The sequence below is a fragment of the Pseudomonas sp. HP_14 genome (assembly GCF_055283875.1).
The window spans coordinates 65973-88471 of the sequence record NZ_JBTOQI010000001.1; the positions used below are offsets into that span (position 1 = coordinate 65973).

Sequence of the window (22499 nt, forward strand, 5' to 3'; positions counted from 1 at the left end):
GCTTACGCCTTTCCGACTGACGCGGACGACGCGCTTCATCATCGACAAAATGCCCCGCCATCCGCGTCAAAACATGTCATTACCACTACTGGGCCTGGCTCACCACACCAAAACTTTCTAGCTGCAGAAACTTCGAGCCAAAAACGTCAGTCGGTATCTTCCTCTTGAGCAAGCCGAAGAAATTTTCATCATGTGTCGAGATGATAATTTGCTTATCGAAGCGCGCTGAGACATTACGGAGTAGATCGATCGTAGCGAGCACGTTGATGGAATCCATGGATTGAATAGGATCATCGATGAGTATTACATCGAGTGGCACTCCACTTTTGTCCTTAGCGTGCAGAGCATTGGCCAGAAAAACGCTAAGACTTAAAATATTAAGCTGAGCGGCACTAAAATAAAGCATTGGGGAAATTATATCACCCGTTTCATCCTGCAAAACAATATTCAAACCTGGTTTATCCGCAGCTTGAAAGTCCGCTACGAACTGAACCGTTTTGAAAGATGGGTGCGGATCAATTTTACTGTAGATAGAATTTATCAAATCTGTGAAAAAGAACGCTTCAATTCTCTCACGAAGCTTTGAGACCACAATTTCACGCTCAGCGCTGAGGCGCTCATCGACCATGCCGTGCTGGGCGAGCTTACGCTCGACTTCGTTGAGCCTATCTCGCAAAAGAAGACTCTCAAAGTATGGTTTGAATGCCTTTAATTGCTCAGTTAGCAGATCCAGCTTTTGGATTTTAGCGGTCAGAGCGCTCGATTGATCTAATAGAGCCTGCTCGGCAAGTTCAATCTCACGTTGAATAAATTCTAAATCCAGCTCTAACGTCTTATCAGTAAGGGCGTTGACGCTTTGCATAAAACTGTTGACGGAGGATTGGACGGCATTGAGTTGTTTAGATGCAGTATCCTCCTTTGAAACCAAGAGTTGGAAATCAATCCAGTTACCTTCAGTAAGCATCACGCTCTGGAGTTCGTTACATTCGGTCAAAACCTTGGCCATCTGCTCAGTGGCCTGACCAAGCTTGTCAGCGAGCTCATTTTTTCTTCGGGCAGAATGTGAGATCAGTTGATTGAACTCAGTCAAGGCTTCCTGTGAAGCAAAGGATGTCACATTGTTGTATGTCTCTTTCGAGACGATCGCTTCAATCAGATTACGTAACCCTAGCGCTCGAATATCGAGCTCCTGAATTTTAGATCCCAGGTTGGCAACCTGTGCCTCAGCTACAGCTAACTGCTGGGCCAATTTAGGCATATCCTCTGACAGCGCCTTAAGCTCCGTATCTACCCGGCTTCGCAACTCTTGCGCGTCAACCCCCCAGACCCTCAACTGAAGCGCCTGAATAGCCTGCTCAGTTGCGCCGATATTAGCCACCAGCGCGGCTTTTGCTTTTTCACCGGCAGTAATTCGAGAGCTAACCTCATTAAACTGATTTCGTAGCGATCCGACCCGTTCTGACTGCCGATTCTTTGCTGCTGAAACGCCGAGATCAATTTCGGTCGACAGAGCTTCTATGCGGAGTGCGACATTTTCTAACTCCTGAGCGTTTTGCCTTGCCACCAGCGAAAGCAGATCGTTGTTCTTAACTGCCGAGATCAACCTATCTGGGGATTCATGAGGAACTCGGCACAAAGGACAAGTATTGGTAGGCCATTTTGAAAGGTATGAAACCCCAAAAGCTACGAGGCGCTCGACCGCCTCCATCTGTTGACTAAGCGCAGCTTGCGTACTCTTGATCGACTGATCATGCAACCGCAACGCTTCCAACTCTTGGTGAGCTGCGTAAACTTTATCGATAAAGTCTTCGGTTAGACCTAGGTCACTTGTGTCCCCATGTACCAAGGTTTCCACGGCGATTGACAGATCGGAAATCCTGTTCAACTCGGAACCGATGTTGGCCCGTTTCGCCGTATCTAGCTGGATGGAGGTGAGCTTGCTGCTCAGATCTGATCTCAATCCAACCAGGCCGGCTTCATGAGAAGCGATCTCCGAGTACACCGCTGGGCTGCCGGAGATCATCGAATGGAGCCCTAAAGCCCTCTTATCGGCCTCAGCAAGCGACTTACTGAAAAGACTGGCCGAGCTTTCTGTTGTTTTAAGCTCTGCGGCCAAGCGAGCTTTTTGCGTAGCTACCTCCGCTAGCTCAGCGGCTGTGTTTTTTCTAACGACTTCATCAGTTAGAAACACCGGAATTTGGTCGATAATCGCGTCCAGCCGCCCCAACTCGCCGTTAGCTGCTTGCCATTCAGATAGATATTGACTGTGAGCAGCAGACAGCGCTTGGTATCTGACGGAATCGTGCACCCCCTTTGAAAGCCGCGCTGAGTAGGAGCTATGGCCTGCCATGATGTCAAGATTACTTTTCAACTCTGGCAAATACGACAGCTGCTCAAATAAAGCGGCGTGTCGTTGCTGCATCGCAGCATGCATAGCATTCAATGAATGCTTTCGAGTCACGATGGATGACAATATTTGATGTTCGATCTGAGCACTGAAATCCTCACCGACGAGGGAGATGTATTCACCCTGTAGATTCAACTCAGTCGCCAGCGTGTTGAACTGCTCAAAAATAGTACTATCGACCGGTGCCTGGAGCTGAAGCTCGATACTTTCACGCTCGGACTTCAAGCTATCGAGTTGTAGCTTGTTCTCAGACAGCAGAGCAGTCATTTCTTGACGGAGATCTTCGGCTTCTCCACCAAAAAATCTCATGAATAATTCATACCGCTCTTGTGGCTTAGCCTCACGCAGGAAACGATCGATGGCATCTTGCGAAAGAATAATCCTTTTATAAATTTCGACATCTTCACCCTTTTTACCCTTGGCCCCACCCAAGATAAGATCAGTTGAATCAGATCTGGTTTTTTTCAGCACTCTTGTAAATGTATTAATGGTGGTGGAGACAGCGACCTGAGTGGCGATCTCATCGGGTACTTCCTTATTGCGAATAATCTTCTGGGCGACTCGCAGTTGCTTTGTGCCCCGCGCTGCAATTGCATTATTCTTTTTATTATGGTCGCCAGTATACCGCTCAAGGTTATCCGTGAGGGCCCATTCAACGGCGTCATAGAAAGAGCTTTTCCCGAAACCATTTGGCGCATAAATAACAACAAAATTCGAGGGTTGTTCACCGTCAGTAGTGAAGTCGAACGTGCCATCTTTCTTGAATTTATAGGCACGAAACCCTTCGATCTCAACTTTTTTGATTTTCATTTTTTTCTAAAAACTCAATTAGTTTATCGATCATCGCGCTTCGTTCCTCTTTCGCGGTACTCGTCGCACCCAAGGGCGCACCTTTCACCAATGATGCAAGGGGGACTTCGACACCTTCTTTTACATTATCTGTCATGACTTTAAGCTCAAGATCCGAGCCGAGCAGCTCAACATTCACCATTTTTTCAACGAGGTTTATGTCGGGCAATTCACCTAGCCCGTCAAGCACGATCTTCCTTGCGGCATACCGATCGTTTTGAATTACATACTTATCGCGAATATCCAACCTATCTGAACAAAGCAGCACCAAGTAGGTGTTCCATTTCGAATACCGCCCTTCAGGCTTGAACTTAACTGACACTATACTCTGCAATTCCTGCCAGTATGCGACCACTTGAATTGAGGACTGAAACCAGCAAACAACACAACTCAGAAAAGACTCATCTGAAGTGAATAGCTCAAACCTTACCCCATCAAATTCGGATGTAAGAAAGCCAAAGTCTTGAGCTTTATTTGATAATTTCATTGTAATAATCTCTGAATATCTCCAACTGCGCGCTCGACATCGCCTTCCCATACTCTCGGTGTTTCTTCACAACATATTCGTTCCGCAAGCCTTTCATATGCGTAACAGTGTAAGTTCTATAAACCTCTCCGTGTACGTCATCGATCCTCGACAGCTTACCGAGTTTCGGTGATGACGCGATATCATCAATGATTTCACTCAGGTCGTCCTCATCCGGGAGATGAGGAGCTTCCTCTTGAGGTGAGTTGATGACCATGGTTCCACACTCATCCAGCGAGGAACGTGCTGCCTTGAGCATTTCCGACAAGTGTTTAATCCAGTGCGAGCTGCTACTCGAATAAACGAAGCGACGCCTAGTGTCCAAACTCTTAAAATAGGCATCATCGATAACGGGGGGTTCGTCTATTAGGGCACAAACAATTAAGAATTCAAAATAAGCAACCCAGAGATTTTTATCTAATACAGCAGCAGGAGTCTCCAATCCTACCAGTAGCTTCCTCTGATACCTCATCATGAGACTATGTGGCGGAGGCAACCTTTGCTCTATTAGATAATCAGCAAACTCACTCAACTTTTTATTGAGCTTCAGCACGTTTTCGGGCTTAGAGACATTAAAATAAAAAATCTCCTCCCTCAATCGTGAGAAACACTCCATAAAGCTGGGCGCAATCAAGGATAGGTGGTGAGTAGCAATAATCTCTTCGAATATAGCTAGGGAATAACAACGGATACGGCCCCAACGTAACTCCTCATCTTCATCATCCATCCGGCACTCGACGCCAACTAAATATGGATAGCCGTTGACGACGTGATAAAGACCTCCGCCCGACATCCCAGTAATCGCATCTTGGGTTGGGCTGTTATCTAAATTACAAACCACGACATTATTCACAACACTGTTACGTTGACCCGTATAGACCTTGTAAGGTGATTCAGTACCAAAATTAGTTTTTGGATACCCTACAAATGAAAATGCTGCGCCTGCCGAAATCTCTCCCATCCAGTTACGCTGCCTCACATCCGTCTGGAACTCTACTTGAATCACCGCGCAGTCCAGATCCGGATGTAAATATGGCTTATTCATCACGCTCAAGGAATGACCACTCCGGGTAATAACATTAACATCACCCAGAACGTGCTTCGCTGTAAAAACGTATGAATACTCTTGGGATAGGGCGCTGACAAGCACACCGCTCCCCTCATTCACCTTCACAGCATACGAAACTATCAACTCATCAGTTGTCATGTTAAAGCTCTATTTTGCTTACTACTTCCAAACGTTTGGAGTATTTAACTTTCTCGTCCGGCAATAACACCCAACCCGCGACTTTCTGATAGTTAAAACAAATTCTGCCTTCGCTCGCGGCGAGTATTCTTGCGACAGTTCTTTTGTTGGGGAGTCCGTGCTTCGATCCATTAGTGGAAATAATGTATCGATCAGAGCACACCATTCCGAGAAACTTTGAACTAGTGTTGTATTCACTCCCGTGATGCGAGACCTTCAGCAGGTCAAGCTTTAATTTTTTCTGCTCGGCATAACCAAGGCGACTCAGACTATCCACTACTGTCCCGTCATGGGCGTCACCAAGGAAAAGCATAGCGTGATTATCAGCCTGAAGCAGGAAAGCGATGGAACTTCCGTTAGCGATTGAGTTGTCAGATTCAAAAATATCGTCCGCCCAAAACTCCTCCAAAGCCAATGAATAGTCTGTGTCTTCCGCTGATGTGTCGGGAGAAGCTTTTTCTTCCGGCCATACGCAGAGAAGTTTGCGAAGCTGCTTTTGATTTGGTGACAAAATATTGAACGTGAATGGGCCTTTAACGATTGTTTGCCCTGCCATGATTATGGGCGCACGCTCGCAGCCTATTTCATCCAGAAGCTTTTCAAGTTCCTTACCTTGCCTGACACTAGTGTTCGGGGAAGCATCGTTAACATATATGTCGTTTTCAGGTATTTCGGGTACATCAAAGTGTTTTGTAATCAACCTCGATGAGTTGAACCAAATGGATTTTACCATTTGGTCAAGATACCCCGGTGCTTTAAAAGCTCTGAGTAGGCCACCGATGTGATCATCATCAATATGCGTCAAGATTACCAAGTCTAGCTGCTGGCCTTTTGATTTTAGCTCATCAAGTATCTTGCAGAGCTCTCCCTTCATACGTCCTTGCGGCCCGTATTTGAAAGTACTCGCGTTACCACCATCGATTAGAAGGTTGAACACACCTTCCGGGCCATCGTGAGTGACGAGAATGCAATCCCCGTGGTTTGCCTGCAAAGCACGTACGCGGATGCCCATTCAACCTCCCTGTCCGACACGCCGCCAGCAAAAAGCCAGCGCCCACACTATCAGATGGCCAGTAACATACCGCTTCACGGAAAAAGTTCCAAGCAAAGGCGAGGTCGCTCGAGGAGTACTTCACCCTCGTACTCATTGGAGTCACTGTTTCCAGCCAAAGTGCGACAAATACGGTGCCACGTATTCAGAGGATCGATGGGTTCAACGAAGGCTCGATCGACTTTGGGGCAACGGGATCGCGCGAAGGAAAGCCACCCTCATGTTGGATGATCGACCGGCAGCCGTAATCCTCATACTCGACTCCGGGCAGCAAGGTGTGGTCGAAACCGCCGACGGTGAAATACCCGTATGCGTTCGCTTGCAGTGACGATCAGCCTGGCCTCTTGAACGCCAAGACGGCGGGCAATAGCCTAAGATTTCGAGCTCACTACACGTCCCACTCACATGCGTCACCTGACCTGCCCAGCTTGAATTCATCATCTTTGCCCTCTGTCGAAGGTTTGCGAAAAGCATATGAGCGAGGTGTAGAAGATAGCCAAAACTCCGGTTGAGGACTCGGCTACTGAGCTCGATACTGCAAATGAAAAGGGCCCTCGAAGGGCCCTTTTGTACTCAAACCAAGATCACTTGGTCAGCCAGGACTCAACGGTGTCAGAGCCGTGCTCAGCTTTCCATTCCTTCAGCGTTTTGTGATTGCCGCCTTTGGTTTCGACGACTTCGCCAGTGTGAGGGTTTTTATACACCTTCAGCTGACGTGGCTTGCGAGTGCTTGTCTTGGACTCGGCTGCTGGTGCGCGACGGCCGGACTTCGGATCAAGCAGGTTGATCACGTTCGGCAGGCTGTAGCCGTACTCGGCTAACAGAGCCCGCAGCTTGGTCTCAAATTCGATTTCTTTCTTGAGGCCAGCATCACCCTTCAGGGCTTCGAGAGCTTGGAGCTGCTCAGCCAGGTGTTTTTCGAGTTGGCGGAATTCAGCGAGCTTAGACATGACGGATCTCTTTTAGGTAGTTGCCTAACAGTATATTTCAAATCGATCATCGCTACAGGCGCTACTGGCGACAACTGAACTGATATGGAGAAGGCAAAAATTATGGCTCAGTAATAATTATGGCTGAGCCATAATTCGAGATAATTAAGCTATGCCGGTATCCCAAGCGTTTTTGTCGATGGCGCAACTCGAATCACCTGCAGTACACCGTCCATACCATTAGCAGCCTTTCTGAGATTTTCGCGGTTCCGGTACGACGCATCAAGGCCCTACTTCGAAGCATAGATTTGGAGGCTGAATATGATACCGGGTTGATCCATTGCTCCCCAGACACCTAACTACTCGAAACGTGCAAGCAAAAGTTGGACGCTCAGTCTAAACGCTTGAGCGAGGTGTGCTGGTTCCACCTGACCCGCGTAAGCCCTGGTACTGACTTTGCGAACGGAATACTGCCGCTTGGCGCAATCCTCGATGACATCTGGGGGACGCTAGGCGCACTCATGGATACGCCTTTACGCAAGGACAATCTGGCGACGCTCCGGTGCGAAGGGGTCGGGGACTTTCAGTATGGCCTCAAAAGTGGAGATCCTTTTCATCATGGCCCTTACGCCATGCTTGTCCGCGAGGTGGCATTTCATTCTGCCAAGGTGTCAAACCACGACTACTTGCACGTGCCCGAGATCATCGAGGACATCTGTAACGGCTACGAACGTCGCTTCGGCGAATCGATAATGGCGGTAGTGTGCGAGGGCCTGAACAAGTGCATTGTGAAATTCCGCTCCGCCAAGGTACTAGATAATCATCTTCTGGGCGTCGCTCTGCTCTATTGCTGGGGCGAGATCAACAATGAGGAATTTTCCTCTTACGCCAATACCTGCTTCGACGCTGAAGCTCAGCGAATCGAGCCAGATGCGATTCTAAGCGTGACCAAGCTCTGAGCCATCTCGACGGTGCGATGTCAGTCTTATGCGCGGGAGCAGCGTAGTGCGTAGTGCGTAGTGCGTCACGATGATGGGCGCTGATGAAGATATTTGAGCCAAGTATTGCGACTGGCAGGCGGTTTGCCCCACGTCACTTCTGCTCTATTCAATCATCGGATTGCTGTTGATCCATCCAGTATCAGACGCTAACCTAGCAGGAGCACATTTGTACTCCTTTGGTATTTCCTATGACCGACTCAACCGCCATCCCACAAAATTCCCTCTTTGATCTCGGTGTGCCTACTGAGCTGGAGAGCTACCAGCATCAGTGCCTGCTGCTACTCGATGAACTCCACGAAGCCTGGGCAGACATCAGGAAGCTGAAAGGCGACGCACGCACTTTGGTAGCGATGAATGATGCTCTGACAGCCGAACTGAAGACGCTGAAGGCGGCTCGACCGAGAGCACACTAAACGGGTCAATTGCGTGCTAGTAAAAATGGCGGGGCGTAGGCTGGAGACGGCGTCGTGCTGCTGAACCTCCCTTCAAAGGGCTTCACCTTTCAGTAGAGCTGAAGCTTTCGGTAGCCGAGTGAGCTGCTGCCCTTTTATGTTGAGACACTACGCAGACCAGCACGATGAGAGTGACGCGGTGTGTTTTCTCAGTTTTTCCGAATTGTCCCCCCTGACCAGACTCAAGGAGATCCATAAAGTCAGCTCCAACGCACAAGCGTTCAATTCTGACTTTCCAAGGAGCAAGCTTATGTCCAAAAAACCGTCTGCAAGCAAACCAAAACCGATGACGCAAGAAGCCAAAGCCCGAATCTACGAAGCGACGGCGAGGGAAAATGGAGGCACTATCCCGGCGGAAAGCTTCGCTGCCCGGGCAGCAAGAGCTGCAGATAAAACAACAAAATAACTAAGGCTAGGTGTCCAAGGAGGACTGCCTCCTTGGGCTAGGTGATTGAATGAAACTCCCAGTCTCACCCTACCCATCCATCGGTGAAGTCGTCTACGAACTCGCCACTCGTAGCGGGTTGGTACTCTCGACGGAGAATACTGGCCTGTATGATGATTTGAAGGCTTACAAGGATGAACGTAAGCGACCTGCTCTTGACCCAATCGAAATCCCCAGCACCATCCTGTTGGCGCTCGAAAAGCGTCTGGCGACATTCATCGGTGATGAGGCACTCGCCAACACCATTTTTTTGAGCTTTCGCCGTTGGCTTGAATACTACGCTGCACTAATTCCAAAACATGAAGCAGGCCTTCTCGACCGGCGTGACATGATGAGCCTGCTTTGGCCGACCATTTTTGCGTTCGGTGCGAGCGTTACCTTGAGAATGATCCACTGTGCTCTCCCGATCGTAGCACTGGAAAAAATTTTGTTGGACGCAGCCCCGTTCGGTTGCCTCGTGAAAGCGTTGTGTACTTGGGGTGCAAAAGACTACGCAAAGATCTGCGAGTACCGTGCAGCCACAAACGATATCGATCCCGACAATTGCAGAGACACTCTCGATGGGTGGCTGAACGGCCCAGGAGTACCGAATCTAGATAGGGCGGACGAGATATTGCGGGCGCTCGGTCTGGGCTCGGAGTTCGGCCCAAAACTGTGGATTGTGGCAGCAAGGCTGCTGGGAAGGACGCCTAAGCAGTCTCGCGAGGCAATCGCGAATTTCCTGAGCCTTCCTGACGACGCCCCAACATGCGAAGAAGCTTTCTTTTGGCTTAAGCGACAACGAAAGATGGATCGAGTGCAGGGCCTCAATATCGGCCCGGATCGACCCATCTCTGCACTGAGGAAAGCGCTCTACGATCCATCCATCCCAAGAGACGCGGCAGCCGTCGAAGACATGTTGGGCCGCCTAGAAAAAACCTGGGCGCCCATTGCCTCGCAGACGTATCACATTATCGATTGGCTTCGCGGTCGTTTCTTGGTGCTGTCAGGGCGCAACGAAGAGGCTATGAAATACTACCAAGCCGCCTACAACCACGGTGTAGGGAGAGAGGCTGATGTATTCAAGCATGTCCTGCCTGAGGCCTTGGCACTTGCCGGCAAGCTCGGGAAGAAAAAGTGGGTCTTGCGCTTCGACTCGTTACTGGGGTTGCACCGGAAAGGCGGCTGGGATGGAGACTTCGAGTCTTTGCCTGCTTTTTTTGAGCAGCAATTCGACAGCCGCTTGTTCTACCAGGCCACTAACTGAATCAGCTATCAGGGAGCTCGGAGTTTTGATCGTCACTGGCTAGCCTCTATTGAAACGATCAGTGATCAATCGCTCCACCCCTCGCGCCAAAATGCAGGTGAGTTTGGAGGCCTAGAAACGTTGCCGCCTACGGTGCCTCCGTAGGTACTCATCAGCCGTGTTTGGCCAGTCGCGCGGCCCCCCCTACCTCTTTGATCCGATGCCCAGGATCGTCCGCCGCGGAGCTGAATCACATAGCGCGGAAACGTTCTGCGCGACATTTTCGCCGCGTTGAGAAGTTAGCTGCCGGACACTTGCGCAACGCTTCGGGTGCCCGATCACGGAGCCAGAACGACAGCTTGACATCCCATAGCTGCGAGGCTGCTGATCCAATTGACGTTTAGCCACCGGCCCGTACATCAGCCCCAGGAGACGCGCCATTTCCCGCCAATAACGGTAGTTATTGGCGGAAAACTCAATAGATACTCCCTTTCCAGCTCTGAGCTCTGAGCTCTGGCGAGAGCCGGAAGGAATTTTCACTCAGGCTGGGGACGCATTCGATTACTTCGCCGTTCCTGTAGGAATTGTACCCGCCGGAGCGGCCGCGATTGAGACTGCACTCAAAATACGTTTGAGCTCGATCCCCAGCGCCTCCCCTTCTGATTCAGCCCCGATTTGCCAAGCTCCGACCCCATAGTCCGCATGATAGGTCGGGCTGACAAGCGACATTACTTTGTCTGCCCGAGGTATCAGCAGCAATGAAACGTCAGGCTTGATGCCCTTCCACCGGAGACTGTCGTGATAAATGTGTGCTGACTCCATCGCATCCAAGACGCTGGCGCGGGCGCTGCGATACTTTGCGTCGAAAACTACGAAGCGCTTCGCCGAAGGCGAGTCCAACGTCACGACGATATCCGGATATCGCTCTCGCGATAAACTTTGGAAACCGCGATGCGCAGGCTGATCAATCGCTGGGCATCGGACTTGGTAACACACCTCAACGGTCACATCAGCCGCTTTTCCCCTCCATACGATTTCTCTTAAGCCCAACGATCGATATTCACGACTCCAGACGAGTTCAGGAAGCTGACGTTGCAGCTGTGAGACTACCGTCACAAAGCACCACCGCTCGTAGATCTCCCATGTTGGACTAATCCACAGCGTCTCATCAGGATCCTTTCCCAACCACCCTGAACGCAACGCGTACCAACCAAACCGATAAGCTCGCGCATATGCAGGGTGAGCAGAGATCGCATTCAATCCTGCAGCCGATAGACGTCTGGCAGTCACGATAGAGAAAGGTCTCGCGCGTTGAAGCCGTTCAAGCTTGCGAGCAAGCGACTCGGTGAACGCGATTCGGCGTACGAGCCTTGGCGTTAACGCTGATCGGGTTTCGCTGACCACCTCAGTTGCAGCGGCATGTTGAAGTCCCCTCACTACCTGCCGGCAACGTCTAAGAACATCGGAGAGAACAAGCCCAACGGCCTGATTCGCCGGGTTGTCCTCTTCCTCGTAAGATCTGCTGACCTCAAAGCGTACAGTGTTCAGGGCCGGACGCTGAGTACTAGCAGGATGCAACAGTGCCTGCCCCGTCGGCCCTCTGAGTGCCTTATGCAGTGATGCGGAGTCCAACCGCTTGACCGTGTGGGCACTCACCGAGGTGCGGTCGCTCTTCAAGGTTGTTAACGGCCGCTGAGATATCTGTTTGAGCGCGCGGTGAAGCCGATCCCCATAGCGTCGCAGCCTCGCATACTGCAAATGCGGGTTGGTTAGTGCTCCATCATGGCCAACTCCAAACTGAGCCTCTTCTGTGCCCAGAACGAGAGCCGGGTCGAAATCCAGAATCGCCTCAACCATGGCAGCGAATGCCTGGCCTCCGAGCTTATTATCAGCTGCTGAAACATCCAGCCGGTAAATGGCGGCAGTCCGCCCCTGGTCATCCAGAAGCTCTGCCGCGACCTCTCCTGCATAAAAGCCTGGCGACCATAACCACGCACACGCGCCGTTTTGGTCGACCGTCTCGACCAAGAGGTCATCAACGTAGAAGGAAAACCCTTCAAGCGCGGTAAAACGATAAGCCTTCTTCTCCATGAAACCTGGGTTCAACTGACTGGGGTGCACGTCAAATCGAGCATCCCCCTGCTCTACCTGCAAGATGATCGACATGGTCTACCGCCAGAATCTGGTCGAGCCGGAGTGAGCCAGGTCGTCGGCCATCTCTTTAACCTTGCGCAGCGACATACCCAACCCCGCATCTTTCAGCGTGGCATGTAGCAATGTGAACACCTGCTGAAGTCGCGGGCTATCTTCGCCACGCAACTTGGGGAGTATCTTCGAATAAATGGCATGGTCGAGAGCACGTGAGAACTCGATGACACCACCCGCCTGTGTTTGCTGCAGATAGCCAATCACGTCGTTGAGCGTGCGCCACCCGAAATGCAGTCGAGCTGGACGAAGCACATCCATGAGTGAGGACATGAGATTTCTGACGATTGAAATCTGTTCATCCTCAAGCGAGCTCTTCTGCCAGCCAGAAAATGCTTTGACCTCAATGTCCCAAAACTCGATCACAGACGCTCGATCAAGCACCTTGTCGCTCAACCCATGAGTGGTCTCATCCATGTTCACGGTGCCGATGATCACTAGGTTGCTCGGATACGGAATGCCTGGAGGAACACCATCGATCTCGTCGACTTGACCGTGAAAGACGATCGTTTCGCCGGTTTCCATCGCTGAAAGCAGAGGCGCCAGATATTGTTCCGGATGAGAGAGGTTCATTTCATCAAGAACCAGTGTGTAGGGCTTCGTCGGGTTGGCGCTTGCCTGCAGGAGAAAATCCAGGACGCCAGTACGCACATACGCGTCTGACTCCAGAGGATTAACGTAACCCAGCAGACTCGTGTAGTCATGCCAGCCTGGCTGGACAGGCACGATCAGCAGCCCTTCACTTGGCTGGGGATCGTCCTGCCACAGACTCAGCGCATAGTTACGGGCTAGTTGCGTCTTTCCCGCACCGCTCAAACCTGTCAGCACCGCGAAATGACGCCTCGGATGCCCCCACAATCCAGCATCAAGCTGTCCGATCAGCTCTTCTGGAAAGCGAAACTCTTGATCAAATCGGGCAATCACGGCGCCCAGCTTTGGCCTCTCAATTTCGATATCGAGCTGGACTAGGGCTACTTGAGCCAAGGACGGGCTGAGACCTGGAATGCTCGCAAGCCCCTTAGGCTCCCAGTGAATGCGATTAACCCACTGCTTACCCCTTTCGGTAAGGCTGAGCACTTTCTCGGAGATCGTGACCAGATCAAGGTACCTGAACCAACCAATAATCGCTGATGGGGCGAAATCAGTCGTCCATCCTGGGTTTGCCTTTCTGAGTGTGAGGATGGCGTCACGGTTAGATAAGGGTGTGTCACGCAATGCCGCTAGCAAATAGTCAAACCCCAAGATGCGGGTGATCATCCAGTCAATGATCTCATCTGGATCACCCGACTCCAGGAATGCCTCGCCGCGAGGCGTTAATTGCAGGTTATTTGCGTTGGCACGTAACACGCCCCACTCGGCGATCAGAGCATTCAGCTGAGTATTGCAAGTCGACGTTTTTGATTGAGGGCTGATCGATTGCAAGTGTTGGATGAAGTCTTCACGTGTACATCCATCTGTTGCAAAGTCGATCATGCTTTGAATGGTGGCTGTGCCTCCGCCAATCGCCAGCAGACCGCGCCTCCTTCTCTCAGGAGGCAAGGGCTTGAGTACTTCGTCACCTGTCTCCAGGTCGGATATTTCGGTGGCTTCGCCTTCTGGGTTCTGAACATAGTTGACAAACAGTAGCCAAGGCAGCGTCAAACGTGAGACGCCCTCCCTGGAATAGACGTCAGCCACCTCACCCAGCACGTCATCTAACCGGTTCAATACGAGGCGGTGCAGATGACGCCTCTGACCGCTCAGTGGAAGCCCCAAGGCATGAGCCAGCTCGCGCAGTTTTCGATGATGCGCTATCGACGTGAAAGCGCCAGGACAAAGCAATGCGAAAACACGGTACATCTTGAGTCGAGGGTTTCTTTTGGTCAGCCCAGCAACCGCGGATGCAATTTGAGCCCAGGCGTCAGCGATGAGCATCTCATTCTCAGAAGGATCGTTTGTCTGCGCGTACTTTTGCTTCAAATGCCAGAGGCTCTCTGCGATTGCCGGATTATCGGCGACCGCAGAAATGTTGATGCGCCCCATGCCTGTTGCCGAAACAGCCTCGGTGTCCCAGAGCGCCAGCTGGAAGTCCTTGCTTAGGAACTCCTCATGAGACACATCCCTGACACGCACCAACCATTTCTGGAATTCGGCGATCCAGCTTTGATTACCCGCCAAGGACATTACCTGCTCTTGGAGGCTAATACACCCAGTCCTCAGCTGTTCGTCATCCTTAAGATCCAGCAAGTCCATTCTCCACCAACGATATTTATAGATGGCGAAATAATGTCATCACTGGGAGATGGAAGCCAGCTCCGGGAAAAGCGTGGCAGTGACCCGCTCTACCCCATCTCGTCCAGCTGAAAACTTCACGCGAATTACGTACATATTGGTTCAAAAATCGCTTAAATCAATCAGCGGAAAATCACGAATCTGGTGAAAATAATTGGTGGAAAATCACGATTTATTTTGTTTCTTCAGCGGAAAAACCATAAATGATTCCACTCATTTATCGAAGGGCTCGGTTTGGCCTAGGAAATACGGGGCTTTGGGGCTTTCCACTTAAATCGCGATTGGTGCAGCTCCGAACCCAAGAAGGATTTCGCACGCGATGCCATCGCTGGGGTGATCTGTTCTTCTTGCGTCTGTGCGCACGCACGTCGCCAAAATCCCCCGGCAGCTTGCAAAGCTACCGGGGATCTATGTCCCTCAAGAGCTGACAGCAGCTCAGAAATAGAAACTCAGGTAAAGGCCCAATCCTGCGCTGGCGCAGGTTGCGCGCCTATCAGTTCTACCTCTGTAGAAACGGCGGCGACGTTTTGCGGCGCAAAGATCACGGTATCTTGCAGCTCCGTCAACGGCCAGTGCTCGTCCAGAGTTAGCTCGAAACGCTGCCCCAACTCGTTGGTTTCGTAGTTCTTGAGGTAGGTACGGCCCAGCTCTTCGTTGTAACTCAGTTTGAGTGTATCGCCGCGACCATCCCCGAACCCGGTAAAGCCCAGCGCCGAGACATCAATGTGATCGACCCGCTTGTCGAAGTTTTCGATGACGTCGGAAAAACTGTCCGTGGCCGTGCGGTAGCTATCGAGAATGGAGGTGTAAAGGAAAGTGTCTGCGCCCTCTCCGCCATTCAAAATGTCACGGCCGGCACCACTCTGGATAACGTCATCTCCCCCGCCTCCATTGATATGGTCGTTACCACCCAGGCCTTGGATTATTTCAGCAATAGCCGAGCCGTTGATCACGTCGGCTCCTGCGGTGCCTTTGATGTTCACAGGTTCGAACACCAGGTTGTCGGTGTTCAACTGATCGAGGTAGTTACCCTCAAGCACCAGTTCGAAGCGTTGACCCTGAGCGTTGGCTTCAAAACTTTTCAGGTACGTACGCGTGCCTTCATCGTTTACCTGAAGTGAAAGCGTGCCGTCCAGACCATTGCCCAAGCCGGTGAATCCAAGGCCAATCAGGTCGATACGATCCTGAGTCGCGTCGAAATCAATAATGCGGTCGCTGCCAGTGGTGGTGCTGGTACGGAAGCTGTCGCTGACCGCGTCGAATCTTAAAATGTCAGCGCCAGTGCCGCCGATCAGGACGTCCCGTCCGCCGTTGCCCTGCAATACGTCATCGCCGCCCAGACCTTTTATGATTTCAGCCTGATCGTTGCCCATCAGATTGTCCGCGCCGGTCCAGCCATCAATGTGGCGATTGCCGTCCTGGCTGCCGAACGTAGTGTCCAGAGAGCCATCAGCATTAAGCCGGGTAATGGCGTAACCAGCCTGGCCGACGACCACGATTTTTCCGTCTTCCTGCACGGTTACGCCACGCGCAGAGTAGCCTTGATTAGCACCTAATGCCGGGTGAACGACGCCGTTGTCGCCGAAGCTGGTATCAAAGCTGCCATCTGCGTTGAGGCGCACTACGGTAGCGGCGTCGAACGTCGTGCTGGTGCCTGCAATGATGATTTTGCCATCGGGCTGCACAGTGACCGCAGATTGCCCCTGTAGCCCGAACGACGCTTCGAACGCCAGGGTGCCGTTGTCAGCAAAGCTGGTGTCCAGTTCGCCGTCAGCAGTGACTCTGACAATGCTGTAGGAGTAATCACTCATTGCCGAATAATTTCCACCGAACAGGAAGCTCCCGTCCGGTTGCACTGTCGTCGAATTGTAAACCCCGATGAACTCACCTCCACCGGTGAAGGTGAACTTGCCATTCTCACCAAACTCAGTGGCCATTGAACCATCGGCGTTGAGCTTGGCCACAGCAGGGTAGTCACCCTCCATGCCAGTGATGTAGAGGGTCCCATCCGGGTTTACCGTGATATGTCCGCCGTTGTCGGCGGGCGGAATATCGAGGTCAACAACCCCGGTGCCACCAAAGGTGGTATCCGCGGTGCCGTCCTCACTGAATCGCTGAACACGTACGCCCATCGGCCCGGCGATGGCTGACAGAATATGGCCATCCGGCTGCACCGTCATATAGATGCCCTGATCCTGGTCTACCGTCGCCTGAACCATTAATACACCGTCGTCACCAAACGTTGTGTCCATCGTGCCGTCCGCATTGAGGCGGATCACCGAGTAATTGTCGCGTGTTTCGTGCTCTTCATAAGGATCGCCCAAACGGCCAAGGACATAGGTACTGAAGCCTGCAACCAGTATCTTGCCATCCGCCTGCATGGCGACGCTGTTGGCCTTATCACCCAGGATTGAGGGATCTACTGAAACCTGCCCGGGCGCTGTGATCACGGTATGCGTGCGTTGCTCTTCCATGTTGCCAATCCTTTAAACGTCATGGGATCCACCTCGAAGTGGAATAAGGGCGCTCGTCGAGATGTCGGACGACCGAGCAAAACTCTGACCTCGAAAGACGCAACATGTGCCAGAAATCTGTTCAGCGTGGATTTGAAATGCATTTTCTGTAGGAGCTGCCGAAGGCTGCGAAGCATTTCTCCTGACACACCGCGATCGCAGCCTTCGGCAGCCCCTGCAGGCCCTATGTTTGCCGCGAGACCCACAGGTTCTGTGTGAACTTGACGAAGCACTACTGAGCCCTGCTCATGGCTTCATGTTGAAAACCCCGGTTATCAGCGCAAGCCCGGTGCCATAGGCTCCAGCCATGAAAAGCCCACCCTGCCTGTTTCATCCAGTGCACCAGCGATTATGGCTTCGCACCAGGATGGAATTATTGAGGAACATCCGGCGTCAGCCACCCAAGACGCTAGATGGCGGTCGATTGACAAGGAGCAAGCCCCATGAAGTTTGATACGCCTGCGAGCAGCAACCCGATTGATCAAATGAAGGTGATTGGACAACCCAAAGATCGCGTTGAAGGCAAACTGAAAACTACCGGCACGGCGACCTATGCCTATGAACAACAGGCCACTGTCAGCCCCCCTGCTTACGGCTATGTATTAGGTTCATCAATCGGCAAGGGGCGGATCTCATCAATTGATTTGAGCGAAGCACGCCATGCCAGTGGCGTCATTGCAATCGTCACCTATGAGAATGCAGGTCAACTGGACAGGGGCGAGTTTTACGTCGATCGCGCACTGGCCGGCCCCCAGGTGGATCATTATCACCAGGCAGTAGCAATCGTCGTTGCGCACACGTTTGAAGAGGCCCGGGCCGCTTCAGCATTGGTTAGGGTCCATTACGTCAGCGAACCTGGAGCCTACGACCTGGCTGCGCAACGAGAGTCAGCCAAAACACCCGCACCGGGTGCGTTTGGCCCTCCTCCACACACGGCAGTCGGAGATTTCGAAGCCGAGTTCAAAAAGGCTGCATTCACACTCGATGGTCATTACACCACTCCGGATCACGCCCACGCGATGATGGAGCCCCACGCGACCATCGCGCAGTGGCAAGGAGACAAGCTGACGCTATGGACGTCTATCCAGCAAATGAACTGGGGTGTCAGAGACCTGGCCAAAACACTGGGTATCCCCAAAGACAACGTTCACTTGATCTCGCCATACATTGGCGGCGGCTTTGGCGGGAAAGGCACCATTCTGTGTGACGCCGTGCTGGCGTCTCTCGCGGCGAAAGCGGCCGGGCGCCCTGTAAAAGTGGCGCTTCCACGCCCGCTCATGTTTAACAACCTGACGCACAGACCGGCGACGATTCAGAGAATACGCCTGGGTGCCAACCCGGACGGCACGCTTACCGCAATAGGCCACGAGAGTTGGTCGGGCAACCTGCGAGGTGGTCGCACCGAGGCTGCTACTGCATCGACCCGAACGTTGTATGCGGGTGCGAACCGTATGACCCGTTTATACCTTGCCGAACTCGACCTTGCCGAAGGCAGCGCCATGCGTGCGCCAGGTGAAGCGCCTGGCATGATGGCGCTGGAAATTGCCATGGACGAAATGGCTGAAAAACTGGGTATGGACCCTGTGGAATTTCGCGTCATCAACGACACCCAGGTGGACCCGGAGCAGCCAGATCGTCGTTTCTCTCAGCGCCAGTTAGTCGAGTGCCTGAATACGGGAGCTGAACGTTTTGGCTGGGCTCTACGCAATCCCCTTCCCGGCAAGGAACTGCATGACGGCTGGTGGACCGGCATCGGCATGGCGTCTGCCATTCGTGGCGCGCCCACTACGAAATCGGCTGCACGTGTCCGGCTTGACCGTAAAGGCCTGATCACCGTCGAAACAGATATGACAGATATTGGCACCGGCTCTTACACAATCATTGCCCAGACGGCTGCTGAAATGATGGGCGTCGAAATGGACAAGGTGAACGTCTACCTGGGGGATTCAAGATTCCCGGAGTCTTCAGGTTCTGGCGGCCAGTGGGGAGCAGCCTCATCCACGGCAGGCGTCTATGCGGCCTGCGTTAAACTCAGGGAAGCCATTGCTGAGAAGCTGGGCCTCGACCCAGCGAAAACAGAATTTGTTGGCGGCCATGTTCGCGAAGGTTCGTACAACCTGCCATTGGCAGTGGCAGCAAAGGATGGCGACCTGTCAGCCGAAGACGTCATGGAGTTTGGCGACCTGGCAAAGCAGTATGCTCAGCAAACCTTTGGCGCACACTTTGTCGAGGTGGGTGTAAACGCCGCGACAGGAGAAATTCGCATTCGCCGTCAGTTAGCGGTGTGTGCCGCAGGCAGAATACTTAACCCCAAAACAGCTCGCAGTCAGATCATCGGGGGTATGACCATGGGCGCAGGCGCAGCCCTTATGGAAGAAATGATTGTGGATCATCGCCTGGGATTTTTTGTTAATCACGATCTGGCCAGCTACGAGGTACCGGTGCATGCCGACATCCCTCATCAGGAGGTGATTTTCCTTGATGAAGTGGACCCTTACGCAACACCTCTCAAGGCCAAGGGTGTCGGCGAGCTCGGTATTTCTGGAGCCGCCGCGGCGATTGCCAATGCTGTTTATAACGCTACCGGCCTCAGGGTTCGCGATTACCCCATCACGCTCGATAAGCTCATTGACCAGTTGCCCGCTCAGGGCTGACTTTTCCCCATTACTAACTGTTTTGGCTTCGGAGTAACAAATGCAGCTAAGCCGCACGAATTTGGCAGATATTGTTTATTTCCTCGCCATCGCTCGGCATCAAAGCTTCAGAAAGGCTGGTCTGGAGGCGGGAATCAGTGCGTCGGCGCTGAGCCATGCAATGAAAGGGCTTGAGACCCGGCTTGGCGTTCGACTGCTCAATCGCACGACGCGGAGCGTGACGCTCACCGCCGCTGGCGAGGAACTGCAGAGCCTGATCAGCGCTCCGGTCAATGATATCGGACAAGCACTGGAGGCCCTGAACAGACTCCGCGATGAACCCGCCGGACGTATCCGCCTGAACGTCTTGAGCGACGGTGCCAAATTACTGCTGGGTCCCGTGCTTCCGGTTTTTGTGGATCGCTATCCGGACATTGAGATCGATCTGACCGTGACCAATCGAATGGTCGATGTCATCGGCGAGGGGCATGATGCAGGCATTCGTTTTGGTGGGACGGTTCCCGCAGACATGATCGCTCGACGACTGTCTCCCGATGTTGCGTGGGCAGTTGTTGGCTCGCCTGATTACCTCAAACGATTCGGCACCCCGAAACACCCGGAAGATCTACACCATCATCGTTGTTTACGTGTGCGCCTGGGTAATGCACACATCTACCATTGGCAATTCTCTAGAGAAGGCCAACAGCTGGAGATTGACGTCCCTGGCGCCATCACGATCGATGAAGCACGTGTTGGCGTCACGATGGCGATGCGCGGCGCTGGATTGATGTACGTTCTAGCCTCGGTAGTCGAGCGACAGATCGCGGAAGGCTCGCTGCAGCGAGTACTGGAAGACTGGACTCACTACGACCCGGGGTTTCACATCTACTACTCAAGCTTCAGGCAGGTTCCTGTAGGCCTTCGTCTACTTATTGATCTGATTCGCGAACTTGAACCTATGGGGCCACTTCCATAGTGCCTTCCGCTCGCCTGCCGCTTTTTGCAGCTCAGTGCGAACATGGTGCCAAAAACTGTCCACATCGTTCTATAAAGTGATCTCCAGGCATTTGCCGGACTTTGGAGACGCATGATGAAACGCATTCAGTACGACTCTTACGGTGGCCCGGAGGTCATGCGGGTTAGCGACTTTGCCCTGCCCTCTCCAGGCGAAGGTGAGGTGGCGGTGAGGGTCAAATTTGCTGCAATCAATCCGATTGACTGGAAGTTGCGCACCGGGCAAATGAAGATCGTCACCGGTAAGAAGTTCCCGCGTGCAATGGGTATGGATTTTTCTGGCACCGTGATATCGGTCGGCCCGGGCGTCACGCGTTTTAAACAGGGTGATCCCGTTTTCGGCCTGGCCCGTTTCAAGGAAAGCGGTGCGTTTGGCCAGGCTGTTATCACAAAGGAAACGTTCCTCGCCCACAAGCCTGATGATGTTCCCTTCGAGGATGCAGCTTGTCTGGGCACACCGGGCATAACGGCATGGAATGGACTCATCGACAAGGCGAAGCTGCAAGCCGGTCAGCATGTCTTCGTAAACGGTTGTGCCGGCGCTGTCGGCGAAGCAGCGGTACAAATAGCGCTGATGCATGGCGCTGTTGTCTCGGGCAGTTGCAGCGCAAAGGACATACAGAGGGCAAAAACACTGGGTGTGCAAACCGTCTACGACTATAGGAATACACAGGCATCAAGTATCGCTACCCGATTCGAGGTGGTTTACGACACAGCGGCGACTCTGGATGTTTCGACAGGTGTTTCCATGTTGCGCCCGGGCGGTGTGTTCCTGGATTTGAACCCCGGCCCCAGCAAGTTTATCCGCGCTTTTTTTGATCGCAGACTCAAACCTATTATCGGGTCGCCGCGCGCAGAAATTCTGGATAAGCTCGCTAAAGCTGCCAGCGAGCGACGCTTCAGAATCCCGGTGGCGATATCTGTCTCTCTACGCGATGCTATCAAATTGATCGGGGAGCTCGAAAACGGTCGAAAACCCGGCGGTAAGGGTGTCATATCGATGGAGTAGAAATGGCCAGAAGTGACCGATTGTTTGAGCTGATGCAAGTTCTCCGCCGACATCGCAGAACGGTATCTGGACGCACACTCGCCCAAGAGCTGGGAGTATCGCTGCGAACCATACGACGCGATGTCCTGACATTGCAGGGTATGGGGGCCGACATTGATGGTGAGCCGGGTTTGGGCTACGTTCTCAAACCCGGTTTTCTTCTGCCTCCACTCTCATTTACAGAAGAAGAAATACAGGCCCTTGTTATCGGTGCGTTATGGGTCAGCCGTCATACCGACGACAAATTTGCCTTCTCGGTTAAAAACGCACTGGCTAAAATTAACGCCGTTTTGCCTTTGGACATGCGCCCGGCGTTCGAGGATGAGACCTTCTACGTCAGCAGCCCCGCACTCAATTCCACACCGATCGACTTAAGCGAGATTCGCCGCGCGCTGCGAGATCAGTACAAGCTTCGTATTACGCTCTCGCTCCCTCATGCGCCAATGGACGCCCAGATCATTTGGCCGATCATGTTAGGTTTCATTGAAGCCAAACGTTCTCTGGCAGCTTGGTGCGAGGGTGACGATCAGTTTCGAATGATCGACCTGGATAACCTGACACACGTTGAGGTGCTTGCAGAACGTTACTCCCGCAATCGCCGCCAATTGATTAAAGAATGGCGCGCCTCGGACACTCTACCCTGCAATAGCCGTGGCGAGGCTTGCTGATCATTACCGTCCAACA

The 22499-nt window shown here is 52.5% G+C and carries 16 protein-coding genes; 8 read left to right on the top strand and 8 right to left on the bottom strand.

Going from position 1 to position 22499, the window contains the following annotated elements; genetic code table 11:
- Positions 1-85 precede the first annotated feature (85 nt).
- From ACYASS_RS00270 to ACYASS_RS00290, 5 genes are all read right to left on the bottom strand, one after another.
- Positions 86-3217, bottom strand: a complete 3132-nt coding sequence (locus ACYASS_RS00270; protein ID WP_463584595.1) for an AAA family ATPase — start codon at positions 3215-3217, stop codon at positions 86-88.
- The gene (locus tag ACYASS_RS00275) at positions 3198-3743 is read right to left on the bottom strand and encodes an ABC-three component system middle component 1 (protein WP_463584596.1); all 546 of its coding nucleotides are present in this window, start codon (positions 3741-3743) and stop codon (positions 3198-3200) included. Before ACYASS_RS00275 ends, ACYASS_RS00270 begins: the two co-directional genes overlap by 20 nt.
- Positions 3727-4989, bottom strand: a complete 1263-nt coding sequence (locus ACYASS_RS00280) for an ABC-three component system protein (RefSeq protein WP_463584597.1) — start codon at positions 4987-4989, stop codon at positions 3727-3729. The genes ACYASS_RS00275 and ACYASS_RS00280 overlap by 17 nt, the downstream gene beginning before the upstream one ends.
- A 1-nt stretch (position 4990) precedes the next feature.
- A complete protein-coding gene (locus tag ACYASS_RS00285) occupies positions 4991-6040 on the bottom strand; it encodes a ComEC/Rec2 family competence protein (protein WP_463584598.1) in 1050 nt (349 codons plus the stop codon).
- 623 nt (positions 6041-6663) lie between these two features.
- Positions 6664-7029: a histone-like nucleoid-structuring protein, MvaT/MvaU family gene (locus ACYASS_RS00290; RefSeq protein ID WP_463584599.1), complete on the bottom strand. Its 366-nt coding sequence runs from the start codon at positions 7027-7029 to the stop codon at positions 6664-6666.
- Between the two features lie 500 nt (positions 7030-7529).
- Here ACYASS_RS00290 and ACYASS_RS00295 point away from each other — a divergent pair, with 500 nt between their 5' ends.
- From ACYASS_RS00295 to ACYASS_RS00310, 4 genes are all read left to right on the top strand, one after another.
- Positions 7530-7967, top strand: a complete 438-nt coding sequence (locus ACYASS_RS00295) for a hypothetical protein (protein WP_463584600.1) — start codon at positions 7530-7532, stop codon at positions 7965-7967.
- A gap of 230 nt (positions 7968-8197) precedes the next feature.
- Positions 8198-8422 (top strand): hypothetical protein, encoded by a 225-nt coding sequence (locus tag ACYASS_RS00300; RefSeq protein WP_463584601.1) that lies wholly within the window; start codon positions 8198-8200, stop codon positions 8420-8422.
- A 289-nt stretch (positions 8423-8711) separates the two neighbouring features.
- Complete coding sequence (locus tag ACYASS_RS00305; protein WP_463584602.1) at positions 8712-8867, top strand: hypothetical protein; 156 nt, start codon at positions 8712-8714, stop codon at positions 8865-8867.
- 49 nt (positions 8868-8916) lie between these two features.
- Positions 8917-10152, top strand: a complete 1236-nt coding sequence (locus ACYASS_RS00310; RefSeq protein ID WP_463584603.1) for a hypothetical protein — start codon at positions 8917-8919, stop codon at positions 10150-10152.
- Positions 10153-10692: 540 nt separating this feature from the next.
- Here ACYASS_RS00310 and ACYASS_RS00315 read toward each other — a convergent pair.
- From ACYASS_RS00315 to ACYASS_RS00325, 3 genes are all read right to left on the bottom strand, one after another.
- Positions 10693-12297 carry a DUF2357 domain-containing protein gene (locus ACYASS_RS00315; protein WP_463584604.1) on the bottom strand — a complete coding sequence of 535 codons (1605 nt, stop codon included), beginning with the start codon at positions 12295-12297 and terminating at the stop codon, positions 10693-10695.
- A 3-nt stretch (positions 12298-12300) separates the two neighbouring features.
- Positions 12301-14499 (bottom strand): McrB family protein, encoded by a 2199-nt coding sequence (locus tag ACYASS_RS00320; protein ID WP_463584605.1) that lies wholly within the window; start codon positions 14497-14499, stop codon positions 12301-12303.
- Between the two features lie 557 nt (positions 14500-15056).
- Complete coding sequence (locus ACYASS_RS00325) at positions 15057-17081, bottom strand: M10 family metallopeptidase C-terminal domain-containing protein (RefSeq protein WP_463584606.1); 2025 nt, start codon at positions 17079-17081, stop codon at positions 15057-15059.
- A gap of 482 nt (positions 17082-17563) precedes the next feature.
- Here ACYASS_RS00325 and paoC point away from each other — a divergent pair, with 482 nt between their 5' ends.
- From paoC to ACYASS_RS00345, 4 genes are all read left to right on the top strand, one after another.
- Positions 17564-19774 (top strand): aldehyde oxidoreductase molybdenum-binding subunit PaoC, encoded by a 2211-nt coding sequence (paoC, locus tag ACYASS_RS00330; RefSeq protein WP_463584607.1) that lies wholly within the window; start codon positions 17564-17566, stop codon positions 19772-19774.
- 40 nt (positions 19775-19814) lie between these two features.
- Complete coding sequence (locus ACYASS_RS00335) at positions 19815-20729, top strand: LysR family transcriptional regulator (RefSeq protein WP_463584608.1); 915 nt, start codon at positions 19815-19817, stop codon at positions 20727-20729.
- 114 nt (positions 20730-20843) lie between these two features.
- Positions 20844-21776 carry an NAD(P)-dependent alcohol dehydrogenase gene (locus ACYASS_RS00340; RefSeq protein WP_463584609.1) on the top strand — a complete coding sequence of 311 codons (933 nt, stop codon included), beginning with the start codon at positions 20844-20846 and terminating at the stop codon, positions 21774-21776.
- A 2-nt stretch (positions 21777-21778) separates the two neighbouring features.
- Positions 21779-22483, top strand: a complete 705-nt coding sequence (locus tag ACYASS_RS00345; protein ID WP_463584610.1) for a helix-turn-helix transcriptional regulator — start codon at positions 21779-21781, stop codon at positions 22481-22483.
- The last annotated feature ends 16 nt before the right edge of the window (positions 22484-22499 follow it).

Bases quoted from the DNA above. Each gene is read 5' to 3' on its own strand.
- ACYASS_RS00335 (WP_463584608.1), top strand. From the start codon at position 19,815: ATGCAGCTAAGCCGCACGAATTTGGCAGATATTGTTTATTTCCTCGCC.
- ACYASS_RS00305 (WP_463584602.1), top strand. From the start codon at position 8,712: ATGTCCAAAAAACCGTCTGCAAGCAAACCAAAACCGATGACGCAAGAA.
- ACYASS_RS00315 (WP_463584604.1), bottom strand. From the start codon at position 12,297: ATGTCGATCATCTTGCAGGTAGAGCAGGGGGATGCTCGATTTGACGTG.
- paoC (WP_463584607.1), top strand. From the start codon at position 17,564: ATGAAGTTTGATACGCCTGCGAGCAGCAACCCGATTGATCAAATGAAG.
- ACYASS_RS00290 (WP_463584599.1), bottom strand. From the start codon at position 7,029: ATGTCTAAGCTCGCTGAATTCCGCCAACTCGAAAAACACCTGGCTGAG.
- ACYASS_RS00310 (WP_463584603.1), top strand. From the start codon at position 8,917: ATGAAACTCCCAGTCTCACCCTACCCATCCATCGGTGAAGTCGTCTAC.
- ACYASS_RS00340 (WP_463584609.1), top strand. From the start codon at position 20,844: ATGAAACGCATTCAGTACGACTCTTACGGTGGCCCGGAGGTCATGCGG.
- ACYASS_RS00295 (WP_463584600.1), top strand. From the start codon at position 7,530: ATGGATACGCCTTTACGCAAGGACAATCTGGCGACGCTCCGGTGCGAA.
- ACYASS_RS00280 (WP_463584597.1), bottom strand. From the start codon at position 4,989: ATGACAACTGATGAGTTGATAGTTTCGTATGCTGTGAAGGTGAATGAG.
- ACYASS_RS00285 (WP_463584598.1), bottom strand. From the start codon at position 6,040: ATGGGCATCCGCGTACGTGCTTTGCAGGCAAACCACGGGGATTGCATT.
- ACYASS_RS00320 (WP_463584605.1), bottom strand. From the start codon at position 14,499: ATGTCCTTGGCGGGTAATCAAAGCTGGATCGCCGAATTCCAGAAATGG.
- ACYASS_RS00270 (WP_463584595.1), bottom strand. From the start codon at position 3,217: ATGAAAATCAAAAAAGTTGAGATCGAAGGGTTTCGTGCCTATAAATTC.
- ACYASS_RS00300 (WP_463584601.1), top strand. From the start codon at position 8,198: ATGACCGACTCAACCGCCATCCCACAAAATTCCCTCTTTGATCTCGGT.
- ACYASS_RS00345 (WP_463584610.1), top strand. From the start codon at position 21,779: ATGGCCAGAAGTGACCGATTGTTTGAGCTGATGCAAGTTCTCCGCCGA.
- ACYASS_RS00275 (WP_463584596.1), bottom strand. From the start codon at position 3,743: ATGAAATTATCAAATAAAGCTCAAGACTTTGGCTTTCTTACATCCGAA.
- ACYASS_RS00325 (WP_463584606.1), bottom strand. From the start codon at position 17,081: ATGGAAGAGCAACGCACGCATACCGTGATCACAGCGCCCGGGCAGGTT.